Source organism: Faunimonas pinastri (assembly GCF_900110915.1).
In the GTDB taxonomy this organism is placed as follows: Bacteria; Pseudomonadota; Alphaproteobacteria; order Rhizobiales; family Afifellaceae; genus Faunimonas; species Faunimonas pinastri.
On record NZ_FOFG01000018.1, the window covers coordinates 1 to 17872 of the forward strand.

Annotated in this window: 14 protein-coding genes and 1 tRNA gene; 4 read left to right on the plus strand and 11 right to left on the minus strand. The window is 65.5% G+C overall.

Annotated features, from left to right (window positions below; genetic code table 11):
- Window positions 1-236: 236 nt before the first annotated feature.
- The 3 genes from BMY25_RS17940 to BMY25_RS17950 all read right to left on the minus strand — a co-directional run bounded on the left by BMY25_RS17940 (window position 237) and on the right by BMY25_RS17950 (window position 3019).
- Entirely contained in the window at window positions 237-1157 is a 921-nt protein-coding gene (locus BMY25_RS17940) for a GIY-YIG nuclease family protein (RefSeq protein WP_092499227.1), read from the minus strand.
- Between the two features lie 32 nt (window positions 1158-1189).
- The gene (locus BMY25_RS17945) at window positions 1190-2848 is read right to left on the minus strand and encodes a tyrosine-type recombinase/integrase (RefSeq protein ID WP_092499229.1); all 1659 of its coding nucleotides are present in this window, start codon (window positions 2846-2848) and stop codon (window positions 1190-1192) included.
- Window positions 2849-2934: 86 nt separating this feature from the next.
- Window positions 2935-3019 (minus strand) — tRNA-Leu (locus BMY25_RS17950).
- Between the two features lie 133 nt (window positions 3020-3152).
- Here BMY25_RS17950 and BMY25_RS17955 point away from each other — a divergent pair.
- Window positions 3153-4097: a sugar kinase gene (locus BMY25_RS17955; RefSeq protein ID WP_092499231.1), complete on the plus strand. Its 945-nt coding sequence runs from the start codon at window positions 3153-3155 to the stop codon at window positions 4095-4097.
- A 286-nt stretch (window positions 4098-4383) separates the two neighbouring features.
- Here BMY25_RS17955 and hydA read toward each other — a convergent pair whose 3' ends face one another.
- The 3 genes from hydA to aptA form a co-directional block, all read right to left on the minus strand.
- Complete coding sequence (hydA, locus tag BMY25_RS17960) at window positions 4384-5838, minus strand: dihydropyrimidinase (protein WP_092499233.1); 1455 nt, start codon at window positions 5836-5838, stop codon at window positions 4384-4386.
- A 51-nt stretch (window positions 5839-5889) separates the two neighbouring features.
- A complete protein-coding gene (locus BMY25_RS17965) occupies window positions 5890-7143 on the minus strand; it encodes a Zn-dependent hydrolase (RefSeq protein ID WP_092499236.1) in 1254 nt (417 codons plus the stop codon).
- 176 nt (window positions 7144-7319) lie between these two features.
- Window positions 7320-8642, minus strand: a complete 1323-nt coding sequence (gene aptA, locus BMY25_RS17970) for an omega-aminotransferase AptA (protein WP_092499238.1) — start codon at window positions 8640-8642, stop codon at window positions 7320-7322.
- A gap of 242 nt (window positions 8643-8884) precedes the next feature.
- Here aptA and BMY25_RS17975 point away from each other — a divergent pair, with 242 nt between their 5' ends.
- Both BMY25_RS17975 and BMY25_RS20920 read left to right on the plus strand, forming a co-directional pair.
- Complete coding sequence (locus tag BMY25_RS17975; RefSeq protein ID WP_238858409.1) at window positions 8885-9523, plus strand: TetR family transcriptional regulator C-terminal domain-containing protein; 639 nt, start codon at window positions 8885-8887, stop codon at window positions 9521-9523.
- Between the two features lie 194 nt (window positions 9524-9717).
- Window positions 9718-9888, plus strand: coding sequence for a hypothetical protein (locus BMY25_RS20920; RefSeq protein ID WP_177176928.1), 171 nt, complete (start codon window positions 9718-9720; stop codon window positions 9886-9888).
- 37 nt (window positions 9889-9925) lie between these two features.
- Here the strand turns inward: BMY25_RS20920 and preA are convergent, their stop codons facing one another.
- Entirely contained in the window at window positions 9926-11269 is a 1344-nt protein-coding gene (preA, locus tag BMY25_RS17980; RefSeq protein ID WP_092499241.1) for an NAD-dependent dihydropyrimidine dehydrogenase subunit PreA, read from the minus strand.
- 10 nt (window positions 11270-11279) lie between these two features.
- Window positions 11280-12665, minus strand: coding sequence for an NAD(P)-dependent oxidoreductase (locus BMY25_RS17985; protein WP_428976985.1), 1386 nt, complete (start codon window positions 12663-12665; stop codon window positions 11280-11282).
- Window positions 12666-12861: 196 nt separating this feature from the next.
- Here BMY25_RS17985 and BMY25_RS17990 point away from each other — a divergent pair, with 196 nt between their 5' ends.
- A complete protein-coding gene (locus BMY25_RS17990; protein ID WP_092499243.1) occupies window positions 12862-13566 on the plus strand; it encodes a haloacid dehalogenase type II in 705 nt (234 codons plus the stop codon).
- Between the two features lie 21 nt (window positions 13567-13587).
- Here BMY25_RS17990 and BMY25_RS17995 read toward each other — a convergent pair whose 3' ends face one another.
- Genes BMY25_RS17995 through BMY25_RS18005 form a run of 3 tightly spaced genes read right to left on the minus strand, consistent with a single transcriptional unit; the run spans window position 13588 to window position 17826 of the window.
- Entirely contained in the window at window positions 13588-15939 is a 2352-nt protein-coding gene (locus BMY25_RS17995; RefSeq protein WP_092499245.1) for a xanthine dehydrogenase family protein molybdopterin-binding subunit, read from the minus strand.
- Window positions 15936-16433, minus strand: a complete 498-nt coding sequence (locus BMY25_RS18000) for a (2Fe-2S)-binding protein (protein WP_092499247.1) — start codon at window positions 16431-16433, stop codon at window positions 15936-15938. The genes BMY25_RS17995 and BMY25_RS18000 overlap by 4 nt, the downstream gene beginning before the upstream one ends.
- A gap of 52 nt (window positions 16434-16485) precedes the next feature.
- On the minus strand, window positions 16486-17826 hold the full coding sequence (locus BMY25_RS18005) for a c-type cytochrome (RefSeq protein ID WP_238858410.1): 1341 nt from the start codon (window positions 17824-17826) through the stop codon (window positions 16486-16488).
- Window positions 17827-17872: the final 46 nt, after the last annotated feature.

A 17872-nucleotide genomic window follows, 5' to 3' on the forward strand; every position in this document is an offset into this window, starting at 1 on the left:
CTCTTCTGGCTGGTGCTTCTTGCGCGGCATTCCTGGCATCCTCCAAAGCTTCAAAAGCCTACTTCACGGAGGACCACTTTTCAGGGGGCAGACCAATTGGTGGAGCCGAGGGGAGGCGAACCGATCTTGCGGAACAGCTTCATCGTTCGCCCCCATGTGCTGCATCTCATGAACCGGGGACGCTCCCCCTCATCCAGCTTGAAACGGGCATCAACGTCCCCTTGGGGCAGCTACCCTCAATGGAGCTGAGCGTCCTGATAATCCTTGAGGCTTTGGCTACTGCTCCTGATCTTCCATTCTGTTCTGCCATTCGCATTGCGGTTCAAGATGACAGCCGCCGCAGCACTAGGGCTTTTAAAGGTCACGTCTTCAGCGAAAAGCAGATACTGCGAGCCGCTCTCCTTCACCAATCGGCCCTCATCGATAAGTTGCTCTCGGAGGCCGGCGTAGGTGTTCACTGAGTAGGACTCTGTGAGGGCACGTGATCCCTTTAGCACAATGATCTCTCCGTCCTGCTCCACCGCAAGGGCGAGGCCGGGATGCTCACGTGGGCTCAGGGACAGGGAGAGCGAGGCGGTCATAGCTGACGTTGGTGTCTGGGCCGCCAGACTACCCTGAAGCCCGTTGCGGACGGCGGGAGTAGCCCGAAGAAAATCGAACCCCAAGACCGGCAACACTGTTTGTATCTGCGTTAGAAAAAATTCCATATCAGCCACATCAGCCTCAGGCAGCACCTTGGGGGACGGATCTTGGCTGTTTGCGACGATAGCTCTCTCGGCTTTCTGCGCGATTTCAACTAGGCGGCTTTCCAGATATCGAACGTGAGCCTTCGTCAAGTTCTCGTCTTTGGAGCTCACTAGGCAGGCCTCCAGCCAGAAATCCTTGCTGCTGTCAGCGGAGTGCTGCTTCATCCTGTTTGAAAGATCGTCGGACTCTCCGATGTAAACTCGGCTCTTAGAAGGCTGATCCGGATCTTCGCCTATCAGGAAATAGATCCCTGTCCGCTTCGCTTCTGGGCGAGAAAGGGCATATGCGATCTTGGATCGCGGTGCGAATAAGACTTTCCCGGTCCAGTTCACGATCTCGGCCGTTACAACGCCGCGAGGAGCTCCATCCACTAGGAAGAGACGAATCGAACGGCCCACAACATCTGCCAACGGATTATCCTCTTTCTCGTGAGAGCCCTATTCTAGGATGAGAAGCGTGGAAAGGTCTGTATCGACGCCCACATCGTTCTTAGGGTCACTTCACCATATGCGGCCCCGACCGTTCTAGGAGCGTGTCCGCAAATGGCATCCAAAACCCGCTCCTGAATGCCTGCCTCAAAGCCTCTGGTCTTAAAGAGGTGGCGCCAAGCGTGGTTTGGGGCCACCGCTTCGTCCGGTACGACTTCACGCACAAAGGCGGCCATCCTGTTTCTTAAGCCACGAAGGGGCTTTCGGATGTCTCCGTGTGCAGGGAAATTCAGAAACAGGTTGCCGTCCGACGAGCCCTTAACAAACCGGATGAAGCCCAGTTCAACCAGGTGAGGATGTAAAGGAACTTCACGAACTTCCTTGGTTTTCACAGTCCCTGCTTCAGGCGTGATGGTGATAAAGTAGAAGTCTCCTTCGCGCCTGACATCGTGCTTTCGAAGCTGGAGGATCTCTCCCACGCGTGCTCCAGTGTAGGCGCATAACCACGGTGTCCAGCGCTTTGCCGCCTGGGTCTTTGGGTTTTCCCTCGCTTGCTGATGGTGGAGTGCATGAGTGAGCACGGCGCGAGCCTCTGCTTCCGTGAAGCCCTTGGATCGGCTGCGGACCTGCTTGCCGACCTTAAGCGTGACACGTCGCGCTGGGTTCTCCTGCATACGGAGGTTTGCAACGGCCCAGGTGAAGACGGACTTCAGGCCGGCTAGATCGCTATCCTTCACTGTTTTGGGCGAAATGAGCTTGCCCGTCCTCCGGTTGGTCTCGGAGAGGCGGAAATCCTTGAATCGAACTACGTCTTGCTCCGTCACCCGAGCCGCATCATCGTGCCTGAGGAAGGTTACGAAGCGCTCCATTGTGTTTCGGTAGCTCTCATACGTGCTGACAGCGAGGCCAGTGGCTTTGGCTTCTTTCCACCAACCATCGACTAGGGCCTTCAAGCTCTCCGCGACGGGGACAAGGAAGGGCGCGGGGGGCGCAACGTCGGTCTCCTGCCACTCCGGAAACCGAGTGGCCTTTGGGTCAGGCGAGTAGTCACCTTGCGCATTGCGCTGGAGAGCCTCCCAGGCGTGCTGGAGGGCCATGTGGAAGGCGTCGAGTACCATCTTACGGCTCGGATCATCAACCCGCTGTATGCCCTTCCTGCGTAGCAGGCGGTCCACCAGCGAACCTAGGGCAGTCTCCAGGTCAGTTCCTTGCCCGACATTCCGCCAGTGCTCCAAGGTGGCCGTAATGGCAGCCTCATGTTCCTCGTGCGTCTCCGTCACGACAACCCATTCGCCGCTTGGGCTCAGCTCAACGGCCGTCGATCGGAGCTCGTCAGGGTTTGCCCATGCCCGGTATAGATCGCCAGCCAAGGCGGTGGCCTGCCGATGGGTGAGGGGAGCTGGCTGGTCTGCTCTAAGTGCTGTCCAAACACGCTCAAGGTAGGTGGCACACGCTGCTTGGCGCTCCTTCACCTCCCCCGGATCGCGGGTCCGTAATGAGAATCGGACGGCGACTGCGGAAGGGGAGATGGTGAGACGGTGAGTCTCGGCCCCGAGCGGGAACTCAAGCGGCAGGCCGGCCACACGACCCTTCAGATCGGCGGGGATGCGCTGCACGAAATAGTGGTTAGAGGAGCCTTGGCGCTTCACCGGGCGGACCAAACGAAAAAGCATTGTGTCTCACGATTGTTACACAGTCGGGAGAACGCAAAGCCTTGCTGGCCTTCAACATATTGCCATTGCGGCAACTTTTTCAGCGGTGGTGCCCAGGAGAGGACTCGAACCTCCACGCCTTGCGGCACACGGACCTGAACCGTGCGCGTCTACCAATTCCGCCACCTGGGCATGGGCGCTGCAATATGGGCTTCGGCCGGGCCTGTCAATTCCAAAGAAGCAGCCGCGTGAAGATTGCTGTTGGTACTTGCGGAACGCGCCGGGCTTCGGCCATGTCAGCCCCGGGATATCCGGGGAGAAACGCATGGAACCGGCAGCGTTTGCCGCCATAGGCGAGTGCATGATCGAATTGTCGGGCGCCGGAAAGAGCGGCGGAGCGGGTGGTGGCGACGATCTCTGGCGCATGGGCGTGGCCGGCGACACGCTGAACACGACCTGGTACGCCCGCGCGGTGCTGCCTCCCGAACACGGGACGGCCTATGTCACCGCTCTGGGGCAGGATGACTTTTCCGGCCGGCTGCGGGGCACGATCGAGAAGGCCGGCATCGCCGCGGACCGCATCCGCACGGTTCCCGACCGCCGCCCCGGCCTTTATGCGATCACGCTCGACGGGGCGGAGCGGCACTTCACCTATTGGCGCGGCGAATCGGCGGCGAAGCTGCTGGCCGACGATCCCGACTGGCTGCGGCAGGCGCTTGCCGGCGTCGATACGCTCTATTTCTCCGGCATCACGCTGGCGATCCTGTCGGAGCGCGGCCGCGACACGCTGCTGAGCCTCCTGCGCCGGCGCCGGGAGGAGGGCGCGCGCGTGGCGTTCGATCCAAACTACCGCCCGTCGCTCTGGACGGGTGTCGACACGGCGCGGGCGGTGATCACCGAGGCCTACGGCGTCTGCAGCATGGTGAGCCCGACCTTCGACGACGAGCAGAAGCTCTTCGGCGACGCGCGGATCGAGGAGACCGCCGAGCGGATCGCCAGGACGGGCGCGGAGGAAATCGTGGTCAAGAACGGCCCCGATCCCTGCCTGCTCGTGTCGGGCGGCGTGTCACAGCACATCGCGGCGGAAAAGCCGGAACGGATCGTCGACACGACGGGAGCGGGTGATTCGTTCGCCGGGGCTTATCTCGCCGCCCGCATCATGGGTCGCGAGCCCGCCGAGGCCGCGCGCGTCGGCCATCGCACGGCCGCGCGGGTCATTGGAGCTTATGGTGCCCTGACCGCGATCGATCGGGAAGAGGTTCTTGCCTGATAATTGAGCATGCGCAGAATGCATGGCTCTGTCCCATTCCCGGCCTTGCTGCCGGGCCGGCATCCCGGTAGATAGAGAGCACGCCCTTCGGGGCGTTTCCTCCCTAGACTTCGGGCCGTTCGGATCTTCCGCGCGGCTCTTTTTTTGTCCGCGATTCCGGCATGAAGCGACGCGGATGGGCTGCCGGCCGCCGGGAGGCGGGACGGCGATTCGCCCCGACATGAGCAGGCAGGTGAGCGGCGCCCGCCGCGGCCTCTTTTCAGATCCGTCCTTGCGCTTCTCGCGGTCACACGCCGATCGGCATGTTCTCCTTGCGCCGCTCCACCGGCTGCGGCGTTTGCAGCGCCTTCCACGAGGACAGCGCGTGGTGGACGGCGGGGAAGGGTGGACGGCGCAGGAACTTGCCGCGTCCCTCCCGGGCCTTCATCTCGCCGTCGGCGAAACAGACCTCGCCGCGCGAGATCGTCAGGCGCGGCAGGCCGCTCACCTCTACGCCCTCGAAGACGGAATAATCGATGGCGGAGAACTGCGTCGCGGCGCTGATCGTCTTTTTCGCTTCCGGATCCCAGACCACGATGTCGGCGTCCGCGCCGACCATGATCGCGCCCTTGCGGGGGAAGATGTTGAGGATCTTGGCGATGTTGGTGGAGGTGACCGCGACGAACTCGTTCATCGTCAGCCGGCCCGTGCGCACGCCCCTGGTCCAGAGGACGGGCAGGCGCTCTTCCAGGCCGCCGGTCCCGTTCGGGATCTTGCGGAAATCCTCGCGACCGAACTGCTTCTGCTCGGTGGTGAAGGCGCAGTGGTCGGTCGCGACCACCTGCAGGCTGCCCGATTGCAGGCCCGCCCAGAGACTGTCCTGGTGCTTCCGGTCGCGGAAGGGTGGCGACATCACGCGCCTTGCCGCGTAATCCCAGTCCTGGTGCAGATATTCGCTGTCGTCGAGCGTGAGGTGCTGGATCAGCGGTTCGCCATAGACGCGGTTGCCGTTGACGCGGGCGCGGCGGATCGCTTCATGCGCCGGCTCGCAGGAGACATGCACGATGTAGACGGGGACGCCCGCCATGTCGGCGATCATGATGGCGCGGTTGGCGGCTTCGCCCTCCACCTCGGGCGGCCGCGAAAAGGCGTGGGCCTCTGGGCCGGTCACGCCCTTGTCCATGTACTTTTGCTGCAGGCGGGCGACGACGTCGCCGTTCTCGGCGTGGACCAGCGGCATGGCGCCGATTTCCGCGCAGCGCAGGAACGACTGGTACATCTCGTCGTCGTTCACCATCAGGGCGCCCTTGTACGCCATGAAGTACTTGAAGGTGTTGATGCCGCGGTCGACGACTTCGGCCATCTCCCGCCACACCTGCTCCGACCACCAGGTGATTGCCATGTGGTAGGAATAATCGCAGTGGGACGAGACGGACTTCCTGTCCCAGATCTCCAGTGCCTCAAGCAGCGACTGGCCGGGATCCGGCAGGCAGAAATCGACGATGGTGGTCGTGCCGCCGGCCAGCGCTGCGCGCGTGGCAGAGTAATTGGTATCGGCGGAAGTGGTGCCCATGAACGGCATGGCGGGGTGCGTGTGCGGGTCGATGCCGCCCGGCATGACGTAGCATCCGGTGGCGTCGATCACCTCGTCGCCGGAAAGGTTCTGCCCGATCGCCGCGATCGTTTCGCCTTCGATCAGCACGTCCGCCTTGAAGCTGTGATCGGCGGTGACGACCGTGCCGCCCTTGATGACCTTCGACATTGAACCTGCTCCCCGAACCTTGAACGAACCCTGCCCGCCGATGCCGCCGCGCTATTCCACGATCTCGGCCATCTCCATCACGGCGTGGAGCAGCACGTCGGCCCCCGCCGTCGCCCAGGCCTGCGAGATATCCTCGATCTCGTTGTGGCTGATCCCATCCACGCAGGGGCAGAAGATCATCGAGGTCGGCGCCACCCTGGCGACGTAGCAAGCATCGTGCCCGGCGCCGGAAACGATGTCGCGATGGCGGTAGCCGAGACGCTCGGCTGCGCGCCGCACCGTGTCCACGCAGGCCCGGTCGAACGGAACGGGCGGATAATAGAAGACCTCCTCCACATCGACCGACGTGCCGAGATCGTCATTGATGGCTGCGATCTCCGCCTCCATCCGCGCCTTCATCTCGGCGAGGACGGCGTCATCCGGGTGGCGGAAATCAACCGTCATGGAGACCTCCCCCGGAATGACGTTGCGCGAGGCGGGGTAGGGCTTCATGACGCCGACGGTGCCGACCGCATGGGGCGCATGAGCGAGCGCGATCTCCCGCACGGCCAGCACGAGGCGAGAGGCGGCGACCAGAGCATCGTGGCGTCGCGGCATCGGCGTGGAGCCGGCATGGCTTTCGAAGCCGGTAAAGCTGACATCGTACCAGCGCTGGCCCTGGCCGTGGGTGACGACGCCGATGTCGCACTCCTCCGCCTCCAGAATCGGGCCCTGCTCGATGTGGAGCTCGTAATAAGCCTTGAGCTTGCGCTGGCCGACCGGCTCGTCGCCGATAAAGCCGATGCGCTTCAGTTCGCCACCGAGCGTCAGGCCTTCCGCATCGGCCAGGCCGTAGGCGTAATCCTGCGTATAGGCGCCGGCGAAGACGCCGGAGGAGATCATCGCCGGGGCGAAGCGCGAGCCTTCCTCGTTGGTCCAGTTGACGACCTCGACGGGGTGGCGCGTGCGGATTCCGAGATCGTTCAGCGTGCGCACCACCTCCAGACCGCCGAGAACGCCCAGAACGCCGTCGAACTTGCCGCCCGTCGGCTGGGTGTCGAGATGGCTGCCGATGGTGACCGGCGGGAGGCTTTCATCCGTGCCGGGGCGGTGGGCGAACATGTTGCCCATCGTGTCGACCGAGACACGGCAGCCCGCCGCCTCGCACCAGGAGCGGAAGAGATCGCGCCCGGCTTTGTCCTCGTCCGTCAGCGTCAGGCGCTTGTTGCCGCCCTTCACCCCGGGGCCGATCTTCGCCATCTCCATCAGGCTGTCCCAAAGCCTGCCGCCATTGATCCTGAGATTGTCAGCCGGTGCCGTCGCCAATGCTCTTCCCCTGTCCTGCTTCCGCCGTTTCCTCGAACGTCCCGCTTGCCCGGCCGCCTCGCCAACCGCTTGGAATGACACGCAGCCTCTCCCCGCCGCGCCCGGGGCGCGGTTCCGCTGAACGAGCGGTGGAGTGGTCTGTCTCAGGACCGGGGGTGGAGCTCCCCGTCCGACCGTCAGTCCAGCGACTTCAGGATCTCGGCGATCTTGCCGAAGAGTTCGTCGATCTGGTGCTTTTCGATGATCAGCGGCGGCGACAGCGCGATGATGTCGCCGGTCGTGCGGATCAGGATGCCGTCCTCGAATCCCTTGAGGAAGGCGGAGAAGCCGCGCTTGCCCGGCTGTCCCGCGATCGGCTCCAGCTCGATGCCGGCGATCAGCCCGCAATTGCGCAGGTCGACGACGTGCGGCAGTCCCTTCAGGCTCCAGAGCGCGCCGGCCCAGTAGTCCGCAAGCTCGGCCCCGCGCGTCAGCAGCCCCTCTTCCTGGTAGGTTTCCAGCGTCGCCAGCCCGGCGGCCGCTGCTAGCGGGCTGCCGGAATAGGTGTAGCCGTGGGCGAACTCGATCAGGTGCTCGGGGCCGTTCATGAAGGCATCGTAGATCTCGCCCTTCACGAAGACCGCGCCCATCGGAACCGTGCCGTTGGTGACGCCCTTGGCGGTCGTCATGATGTCGGGCGTCACGCCGAAATAGTCGGCGGCGAAGGGCGCGCCGAGGCGGCCGAACCCGGTGATGACCTCGTCGAAGATCAGCAGGATGCCGTGCTTGTCGCAGATCTCGCGGATGCGCTGCAGGTAGCCCTTCGGCGGCACCAGCACGCCGGTGGAGCCGGCGACGGGCTCGATGATCAGCGCCGCGATGGTGGAGGCGTCGTGCAGGGTGACCAGCCGCTCCAGTTCGTCGGCGAACTCGACGCCATGCTCGGGCTGGCCGCGCGAGAAGGTGTTGCGGGCGGGGTCGTGCGTGTGGCGGATGTGGTCGACGCCGGTCAGCAGCGTGCCGAACATCTTGCGGTTGCCGACGATGCCGCCGACGGAAATGCCGCCGAAATTAACGCCGTGATAGCCGCGCTCGCGGCCGAGCAGGCGGGTGCGGCTGCCCTCGCCCTTCACCCGGTGATAGGCGAGCGCCATCTTCAGCGCCGTTTCCACCGATTCCGAACCGGAATTGGTGAAGAAGACGTGATCCATGCCCGCGGGAGCCATGGCGACGAGCTTCGAGGCGAACTCGAACGCCTTGGGGTGCCCCATCTGGAAGGCCGGCGCGTAATCGAGTTCCGCCGCCTGCTTCTGGATGGCTTCCACGATCTTGGGCCGGCCATGCCCGGCATTGCAGCACCAGAGGCCGGCGGCTCCGTCGAGGATCTGGCGACCGTCGTCGGTGGTGTAATGCATGTCCCTGGCGGCGACGAGCATGCGGGGGGCTTGCTTGAACTGCCGGTTTGCGGTGAACGGCATCCAGAAAGCTTCCAGATTATTGGTCGTCGACTTCTGCAGCATGGCCCTGTCACTGGTAACGCCAAGTCATGGCTCGAACGCGACAAGAAGAGCGTGTGCCAAACTTGACTAAACGGTCAAAACGGACGCTAGATTTCCCTCCGGGGACGGTCAAGGTGAAATTCTGCTCCGGCGCTTCGCTGCTGTGCCCAAAAGACGAGCAGGGCAGCCGCGGCCTCCCGGGTTACCAAGGCCGTGCGGGAACGTCGTCTTTCCGCCGCGAGACTTCCAGCCGGAGACCATGCGTGAACAGGCCAGAGCCGGATCCCGCCTTGCGGGCGACCACGCGGACGCGGATCCAGAGCCGCAACCGCGAAATCATCGTGCAGGCCGCGCTGGAGGTCTTCTCCACCTATGGCTTTCGCGGCACGACGCTGGACCAGATCGCGGCAAAAGCCGGCATGTCGAAGCCGAACCTCCTGTATTATTTCCCCCGCAAGGAAGGGATCTACGTCGCCGTTCTGGAGGAAACGCTGACGGAATGGCTGGAGCCGCTGACCCGGCTGGACGAGGCAGGCGATCCGGTCGACGAAATCCGCAAATACATCGTCCTGAAGCTGGAGCTGTCGCGCCGCAACCCGGCGGCCTCGCGTCTGTTCGCCAACGAGATCCTCCACGGCGCGCCCTCCATCGGAGGCTTTCTGACCGGGCCGCTCCGGGCGCTGGTGGACGAGAAGAGCGCCATCATCAGCCGCTGGATCGCCGAGGGGCGTCTCGCCCCTGTCGATCCGCGCCACCTCATCATCACGATCTGGGCGGTGACCCAGCACTATGCCGATTTCGACGTGCAGGTGCGGGCGGTGCTGGGCAGCGAGGCCGAGCCGATCCCGGATGCCGAGGCGACAATCCTCTCGATCTTCCTGAACGGACTGAGACCGCGCTGACGGTTATCTCAGCGGGGCGTGGCCCCCGGTTCATCAGCGAATATCGCCAGTGCGGTTCCGCGACGTCGCCCCTCCGGGCGCCGCGCCATGTGCCAATGCGCGTAGCCGACCACCTCGCGCATTCGGGCGTGATAGTCGTCGGACCAGATCGGCCTTGCGGATGTGCTTGACCTTCAGGATGCGGCGGCCGGACGATGGCCGACGGTTCGCTGTCGCCTTCATGCGTCCAGCCGGCGGCGCGGCTTTCCTTCGTCGCCAGCCACTTTTCCGGTGCCGAAGGCGTCATGCCGACCGGTCGTGAAACGCCTTTCGATCGCCGCGTGGTCTTCCAGATCCATCGAGGTTTCGCTCCGCTGCCGAGTTGAACGGGCGGATCTGGGGGATCGCTCCGGCGCTGTCCAGCTACTCCCCCGGCAGCACGACGGGCTCGGCTGCGAATTGCTGTGAGGTCACCGACATCGGATTGTTCCGGTGCATGGTCCAGTTGGCATATTCGCTCTGCACGACGATGCCGGTGCGCGGGTCGATCGCGCCGGGCGGCAGTGTCTCCATGGTGATGCAATCCTCCACCGGGCAGATATTGACGCACAGATTGCAGCCCACGCACTCCTCGTCGATCACCTCGAAATGGCGGCGGCCGTCGACCAGATGCGTGATCGCCTGGTGCGACGTGTCCTCGCAGGCGATGTGGCAGCGGCCGCACTTGATGCAGAGATCCTGGTCGATGCGCGCCTTGGTCACGTAATTGAGGTTGAGATACTGCCAGTCGGTCACCTTGGGCACGGCAAGGCCGACGAAATCGTCGACGCTCGTGTAGCCCTTGCTGTCCATCCAGCGCGACAGGCCCTCGATCATGTCGCTGACGACGCGAAAGCCGTAGGTCATCGCCGCCGTGCAGACCTGCACCGTGCCGCATCCGAGCGCCATGAACTCCGCCGCGTCACGCCAGGTCGTGATGCCGCCAATGCCGGAAATCGGGAGGCCGGCGGTTTCCGCGTCGCGGCCGATCTCGGCGATCATGTTGAGCGCGATCGGCTTCACCGCCGGGCCGCAATAGCCGCCGTGGCTGGCCTTGCCGTCGATGGTGGGGGAGGGCGCCATCTGGTCGAGATCGACGCCCATTATGGATGAGATCGTGTTGATCAGCGACACCGCGTCGGCGCCGCCGCGCTTGGCCGCGCGGGCGGGGTAGCGCACATCGGTGATGTTGGGGGTCAACTTGACGATCACCGGCATGCGGGTGTTCGCCTTGCACCAGCGCGCCACCATCTCGATGTATTCCGGCACCTGGCCGACGGCCGAGCCCATGCCACGCTCCGACATGCCATGCGGGCAGCCGAAATTCAGCTCCACGCCGTCCGCGCCGGTCTCTTCCACCCGCTTCAGGATGGAAACCCAGCTCGTCTCCTCGCAGGGCACCATCAGCGACACGACGATGGCCCGGTCCGGCCAGTCGCGCTTCACCTCCGTGATCTCGCGAAGGTTCACCTCCAGCGGCCTGTCGGTGATCAGCTCGATATTGTTGAGGCCGATCAGCCGCCGGTCGGGACCGTGGATCGCGCCGTAACGCGGTCCGTTGACGTTGACGACGGAGGGGTCCTCGCCGAGCGTCTTCCAGACGACGCCACCCCAGCCGGCCTGAAACGCGCGGACCACGTTGTAGGCCTTGTCGGTGGGCGGCGCGGAAGCGAGCCAGAACGGGTTCGGCGACTTGATGCCGAGAAAATCGGTGCGCAGATCGGCCATGGGTTCCTCCTCAGGCCTCGACTGGAGCGGTCTGCCGGGCAACGAAGGCCGACAGCTCGCGATGAATGGATTCCGCGGCGACCTTGCCGTCCTGCACGGCGGCAACGGTGAGATCCTCGCCGCCGGCCACGCAGTCGCCGCCGGCCCAGACATCGGCGAGGCTGGTGCGTCCCTCCTCGTCGACGGCGATGCGGCCGCCGGTGAGCGCGATCCCCGTCTCGTCCAGCGCGTGCGGCACGAAGGTCTGGCCGATCGCCTTGAACACCATGTCGGCGGCGACGGAGACGAACTCGCCGGTGCCGACGAGGCGCCCGTCCTCAAGCCGGGTGCGCTCCAGCTCGATGCCCCGGACGTGCCCGTCATCGCCGATGTGCAGGCGGTGCGGCTTGGCCCAGTGCATGATGCGGACGCCGCGCGTCTGCGCCAGTTCCTGCTCGAATCGGCTCGCCTTCATGTCGGGCTGGCCGCGGCGATAGACGACGGTGACCTCCTCGGTGCCGAGCAGCCTGGACTGCACCGCCGCGTCCACCGCCGTCATGCCGCCGCCAATCACCACCACGCGCCGGCCGACCGGCAAACCGCCGAGTTCGACGGTCTGGCGGAGGTCGGAGATCCAGGCGACCGCGTCATGGCTGCCGCCCGCCGCCTCGCCTTCCGTGCCGAGCGCGTTGACGCCGCCAAGGCCCATGCCGAGAAAGACGGCGTCGTGGTCGCGGCGGAGTTCGCCGAGCGTGAAATCCTGGCCGAGGACCTTGCCGGTTTCCATGCGGATACCTCCGATGGAAAGCACGAAATCGACCTCGCGCTGGGCGAAACCCGCCACCGCCTTGTAGGCGGCGATGCCGTATTCGTTGAGGCCGCCGGCCTTCTGCCGTGCCTCGAAGATCGTGACGTCATGGCCGTGCAGCGCCAGCCGATGCGCGCAGGCAAGGCCGGCAGGCCCGGCGCCGACCACGGCGACGCTGTGGCCGGTGGGGGCGGCGCGGCGGAAGGGATGCTCGCCCGCGTCGATCATGGTGTCGGTGGCGAAGCGCTGGAGGAACCCGATCTTGACCGGCTTGTCCTCCGCCTCGTTGCGCACGCAGGCTTCCTCGCAGAGCGTTTCCACCGGGCAGACCCGGCCGCACATGCCGCCGAGAATGTTCGAGGCGAAGATCGTCTCCGCCGCCCCCTCCGCGTTTCCTGTGCCGATCTGGCGGATGAAGAGCGGGATATCGATGGAGGTCGGGCAGGCCCGCATGCACGGGGCGTCGTAGCAGAAATAGCAGCGATCGCTTTCGACAAAGGCTTCATGCCGGGTCAGCGGCGGATGAAGGTCGCTGAAATTGCGAAGATAATCTTCAACTTCAAGTCGGCCCGCCGTGACATCGGGCAGGCCTTCCAGCATAACCGACATGTCTACTCCTCCGCTTCCGGCACGTCGGCCGTATCAACTCCGAGAGCGCGAATAAGCGTCACGAACCCCCTGATGATCGCAGCGTGATTACTTCCGAAATGGCCGTCAAACTTTTTTACCAAATGATCAAAATTCGTGCGGATCGCCCCGTTTCGCGGCAGCGTTGACCGGTCGGTTGATTTTTCCGGAGGCAGAAATGCAGGCCAAGGCTCTTCTCTTCGATACGTTCGGCACGCTGACGGACTGGCGAAGCTCCATCGCGCGGCAGATCCGGCCCCGCCTGCCCGACGAGGCGACCGCATTTCGCTTCACCGACGAATGGCGTGCGCTCTACCAGCCGGCCATGGAGGAGGTTCGGAGCGGCAGGCGACCCTTCGCGCCGCTGGACGTGCTTCACCGGGAGAACCTCGACCGGATCCTGCCGGATTTCGGGCTGGAGCATCTGGGTAAAGCGGAACGGGCGGACATCACCCGCTTCTGGCACCGGCTCGATCCCTGGCCGGACGTGCGGGAGGGACTGCTGGCCCTGCGCGATCAGGCGATCACGGTCGTCCATTCCAACGCCAATGTCGCGCTGGCTGTCGGCCTGATCCGCTTCGGGCGGCTTTCCTTCGACGCCATCCTCGGTGCGGAGGTGACCGGCCACTACAAGCCGCAGCCGGAGTGCTATCTCCGCGCCTGCGCGTTGCTGGCCCTTCCTCCGGGAGAGTGCATGATGGTCGCCGCGCACAACGACGACCTGGAGGCGGCGCAGGGCTGCGGGCTGCAGACGGCGTTCATTCCCCGCCCGCTGGAGCATGGACCGGGGCAGACGAAGGACCTGAAGCCGGAAGGCGACTGGACGATCGTCGCCGAAGATACGGACGATCTCGCCCGCAAGCTGCGGGAACGGGCGACCTGAACGCCCGCTTCCGTTTGGACGTCACACGCCGATCGCGGTCTTCACCCGGTTCGGCGTCAACGGCAGGTCGCGGACGCGCACGCCGACGGCATTGGCAACGGCGTTGGCAAGCGCCGCCGAGGTCGGACCCTGCCCGCACTCGCCGGTGCCGAGGAAGGGCAGGCCGGGCCGGTCGATGATATGGACCTCGACCGTATCCGGCAGCGCCGGGAAGCGCAGGATCGGGTAGGTCGACCAGGTTCGGCTGCTGATACGGGTGTTGTCGTAGGTCACCTGCTCGAACAGCGTCCAGCTGGACGACTGGACGATCGCGCCTTCCACCTGGTTGCGGATGCCGTTGGGGTTGACGACCTGGCCGCTGTCGGTCGCGGCGACGAAGCGCACGGGGCGAACGGCGCCGGTCTCGCGTTCCACCTCGACTTCCGCCGCGATCGCGCAATAGGCGCCGAGGTTCTTGTAGCGGGCAAAGGCGAAGCCGCGTCCACGGCCGGGCGCCGATGCCTTCCAGCTCGACCAGCCGAATTCCTCCGCCGCCTTGGAGATGACGTCGCGCGCACGCGCGTCCTCCATGTGCCTGAGCCGGAATTCGACGGGATCGGCGCCAGCCGCCACCGCCATCTCGTCCATGAAGCTTTCGATGCTGAAGATGTTCATGTAGGCGCCGAGCCCGCGCATGGCGGAAACCCGGAGCGGCATGGTCTTCACGAAGTGCTCGACGACCTTGGCATTGGGGATGTGGTAGAGCGGAATGGAATTGCGGTCGCCGCCACCTTCCGGCTGCGGGATCGGCGTCGGCGGAGCCGGGGTGAACGGCTTCTCCAGATATTGCGCGGCAAGCAGATTGCCGGCCGGGCCGGGCCGGCCGTTATGCGTGTTGGACCAGACCTCGAACTGGAAATCGACGATCTTGCCGCCGGCGTCGAGCGAGCCGGAAAGCTCGGTGATCATCGCGGACCCATAAGGCTCCCAGCCATGCTCGTCCTCGCGCATCCATTGGACGCGAACGGGCTTGTCGGGGAATGCGCGGGCGATCAGCGCCGCATCGGCCGCGACGTCGTCCGCCCCATTGTGGCCGTAGCAGCCGGAGCCTTCCGTATGGATGCACTGGACCTGCTCGTCCGGCAGGGCGAGGAGTTCGGTCAAAGCCTTGCGCAGGGGATAGACGCCCTGCGTATGCGTCCACACCGTCATCTTGCCGCCAGTGAAATGGGCGACGGCGCAGGAAGGCCCGATGGAGCCGTGCGACTGGTGCGGCCGATGGAACGTCGCCGAGACGGTCTTCGCCGCCGGAGCGGTCGGCGCGTGGCTGTCCAGGATCAGCCGATAGTCCGAGGGCAGGCTGCGGAACGTCTTGTAATAGGTGGACTGGTTCGGAAGGCTCGGCCGTTCCTGCCATTCCGCAGCCACCTGCAGCGCGCGCATGGCGGTGACGGCCTGGAACTCTTTGGCCGTGACCACGGCGAGAAAGCTGCCGTCGCGCACGATCTTGAGCACGCCGGGCAGCTTTTCCACCGCCGACGTGTCGATCGCGGTCAGCTGCGCCCCGTAGCTCGGCGGGCGCACCACGCGGGCATGCACCATGCCGGGCAGGCGGAGGTCCTGCACATAGGCCACGCCGCCCGTCACCTTGCCCGGAATGTCGACGCGCGGGATCTCCTGCCCGATGATGGTGAAGTTCAGGGGATCGCGCAGCTTCGAGGTCGGCTGGGCCTGCGTGTTGAAGCGCTGCCCGGCGACGATCTCGCCATAGCCGAGCTTGCGCCCGTCCGGCGCGACGATCGCCGCGTTCTCAGCCTTCAGCTGCTCGGCCGGCAGGTTCAGCTTGGTTCCCGCCATGCCGATCAGGATCTCGCGCACCTGCGCGGCTGCATTCATGATCGCGGTGCCGCTGTCCTGCATGGAGTGACTGCCGGCGGTGTAGCCTTCGTTGGGCGTGACGCCGGTGGAAGCGGTCACCAGCCTGATCGCCTTGAACTCGACGCCGAGCTCTTCCGCCGCAAGCTGGCTGAGGGCGGTCTTGATGCCCTGGCCCAGTTCCGCCTTGCCGGTGAAGACGGTGATCGCGCCATCCGCATCGATGCGGATCCAGGAATCGAGTTGTGGATTGGTCTTCAGGCTGCCCGGCAGGGCGGGAGCCTTTTCCTCGGGATGGGCGGCCGCGCCCGTGCCCTCGCCGCCGCCGTTCTGGCCGCCTTCCTGCGCCAGCGCCTGATTGCCGAAAAGCGAAAAGCCGACGACGAGCGAACCGCCGCCGACGAGCACGCTCCGGCGCGACGGGCCTGTGCCCGCCTCGACGTGCGCCGCCGGTTCCGGATCGCCCGGGGTCTGGCCGAAGAGGGACGCGGCGGCCGCGATCGATTTCAACGCGCTCATGACTTCGTCCCCTGTTCCTGCCCGGTGCCCTTTGCCTCGCGCATGTAGCCGGCGGCGCGGCGGACGGCTGCCAGGATGCGCATCTGCGTGCCGCAGCGGCAAAGATTGGTGCGCATGTGGTCGCGGATGTCGGCCTCGGACGGGTTGTGGTTCGTTTCCAAGAGCGCCTGCGCCCGCATCATCATGCCGGGGATGCAATACCCGCACTGCGCCGCCTGCTCCTCCATGAAGGCCCGCTGCATCGGCCCGGGCCGATCGATGGTGCCCAGCCCCTCCACGGTCTTGATCTTGCGGCCCTGCAGCGCCGTGATCGGCGTCACGCAGGAAAAGATCGCCTGCCCGTCCACCATCACGGTGCAGGAGCCGCACTGGCCGAGCCCGCAGCCGAACTTGGCCGCGTTCATCTGGAGCTCGTCGCGCAGCACGTAGAGCAGCGGCGTGGTGGGATCGCTGTCGACCTGATGATCCCGGCCGTTCACGTTGAGGGTGATCATCGAACCTCCGATATTGCAGCCGGGAACGGGAGCGAGGGGAAGAGTGTGCGGGTCATGGGCGGCTCGCACTCCGGTCGATGTCCTTGCCGGAGCGGATCGCCTTCACGGCGTCGTCGACGTTTTTCCATGCCGGCCTGGTGCTGAAATGCGCCCGCGCGTAGTTCGCCAGGTCGGCCACCTGCCGGTCGGTGAAGGAGCCGGCGAAACCGGGCATGATCGGCGTCGCCTCGCCCTCGACCGGCGGGATGCCCTCAAGGATCACGTGGATCAGGTTGGACGGGTCCGGCATGCTGGAAACGCTGCCCAGACCGAGCTTCTGCCGGCTGGCGAAGGAGCTTCCCTTGCTGTCCGCGTTGTAGTGGCACCAGCCGCAGGCGCTGGCATAGAGGGCCGCTCCCGGCTCGTCGCGGCTCTGGTCCGGCGCCCCGCGGGTGAAGCCGAGGCCCGCCTGCGTCGCCATCTCGACGGCGCGCTGGCCTTCCTGCTGGCGGGGGGGGGGAACGGGGCCCATCAGCGAGGCGATGTAGACGCTGATCGCCTGCACGTCGTCGTCGGAGACGGCGCGGAGGTCGGAAACCACGGGCGCCATGGGACCGGCGGCGAAGCTGTGCTGCGTTTCGAAGCCGGTCTTCAGGTAGGTGAAGAGGCTCTCCTGCGTCCACGGCACGGGCGCGGGCGAAGCCCCGTCGAGCGCCGGTGCTGTCCATCTGTCGGCAACGCCGCCGGCAAAGGCGTGGGCGCGCTTCTCCGCGCCGAGCGCGTTGCGGGGCGTGTGGCAGGCGCCGCAATGGCCAAGGCTCTCCACGAGGTACTTGCCCCGGTTCCACGCCTCCGGCTGTGACGGATCGTCGGCCACGGGGTCGCGGTGCAGGAAGAGCAGGTTCCAGCCCGTCAGGATGAAGCGGACGTTCAGCGGGAACGGCAGATCGTTGGCCGGCGCCTTGGCGGAAACCGGCTGGCGCGTCATCAGGAAGGCGTAGATCGCCGAGATGTCCTCGTCTTTGGTCCGGGTGAAGTGGTCGTAGGGGAAGGCCGGGTAGAGATGGTGCCCGTCGCGTGAAACACCTTCCCGCATGGCGCGCTTGAAAGCGGCTTCCGACCAGCGCCCGATGCCGGTCTCCGGATCCGGCGTGATATCGGTGGAGTGGATCGTGCCGAACGGCGTCTCGACCGCCAGCCCGCCGGCGAACGGCCGACCGCCCGGGGCCGTGTGGCAAACCGTGCAGTCGCCGAGCGCGGCCAGCTGGGCGCCACGAGAGAGCACCTCCGGCTTGAAGGCGGAGGCCTGCGGCCGGTCAACCGGCGCGATGGCCGGTTTCCAGCCAAGCGCCACGAAGATTGCCGCGCCGATCACCAGGATCAGCACGATGGCTAGAAGAATGCGTCGGACCAAATGCCCTGCCCCCGAACGACCGGTTCACCCCACCCGGCCAATGGTG

What these genes read in the sequence shown, in the direction of transcription:
- BMY25_RS17945 (WP_092499229.1), bottom strand. Translation starts at nt 2,848, where the DNA reads ATGCTTTTTCGTTTGGTCCGCCCGGTGAAGCGCCAAGGCTCCTCTAAC.
- BMY25_RS17955 (WP_092499231.1), top strand. Translation starts at nt 3,153, where the DNA reads ATGGAACCGGCAGCGTTTGCCGCCATAGGCGAGTGCATGATCGAATTG.
- hydA (WP_092499233.1), bottom strand. Translation starts at nt 5,838, where the DNA reads ATGTCGAAGGTCATCAAGGGCGGCACGGTCGTCACCGCCGATCACAGC.
- aptA (WP_092499238.1), bottom strand. Translation starts at nt 8,642, where the DNA reads ATGCTGCAGAAGTCGACGACCAATAATCTGGAAGCTTTCTGGATGCCG.
- BMY25_RS20920 (WP_177176928.1), top strand. Translation starts at nt 9,718, where the DNA reads ATGGCCGACGGTTCGCTGTCGCCTTCATGCGTCCAGCCGGCGGCGCGG.
- preA (WP_092499241.1), bottom strand. Translation starts at nt 11,269, where the DNA reads ATGGCCGATCTGCGCACCGATTTTCTCGGCATCAAGTCGCCGAACCCG.
- BMY25_RS17985 (WP_428976985.1), bottom strand. Translation starts at nt 12,665, where the DNA reads ATGTCGGTTATGCTGGAAGGCCTGCCCGATGTCACGGCGGGCCGACTT.
- BMY25_RS17990 (WP_092499243.1), top strand. Translation starts at nt 12,862, where the DNA reads ATGCAGGCCAAGGCTCTTCTCTTCGATACGTTCGGCACGCTGACGGAC.
- BMY25_RS17995 (WP_092499245.1), bottom strand. Translation starts at nt 15,939, where the DNA reads ATGAGCGCGTTGAAATCGATCGCGGCCGCCGCGTCCCTCTTCGGCCAG.
- BMY25_RS18000 (WP_092499247.1), bottom strand. Translation starts at nt 16,433, where the DNA reads ATGATCACCCTCAACGTGAACGGCCGGGATCATCAGGTCGACAGCGAT.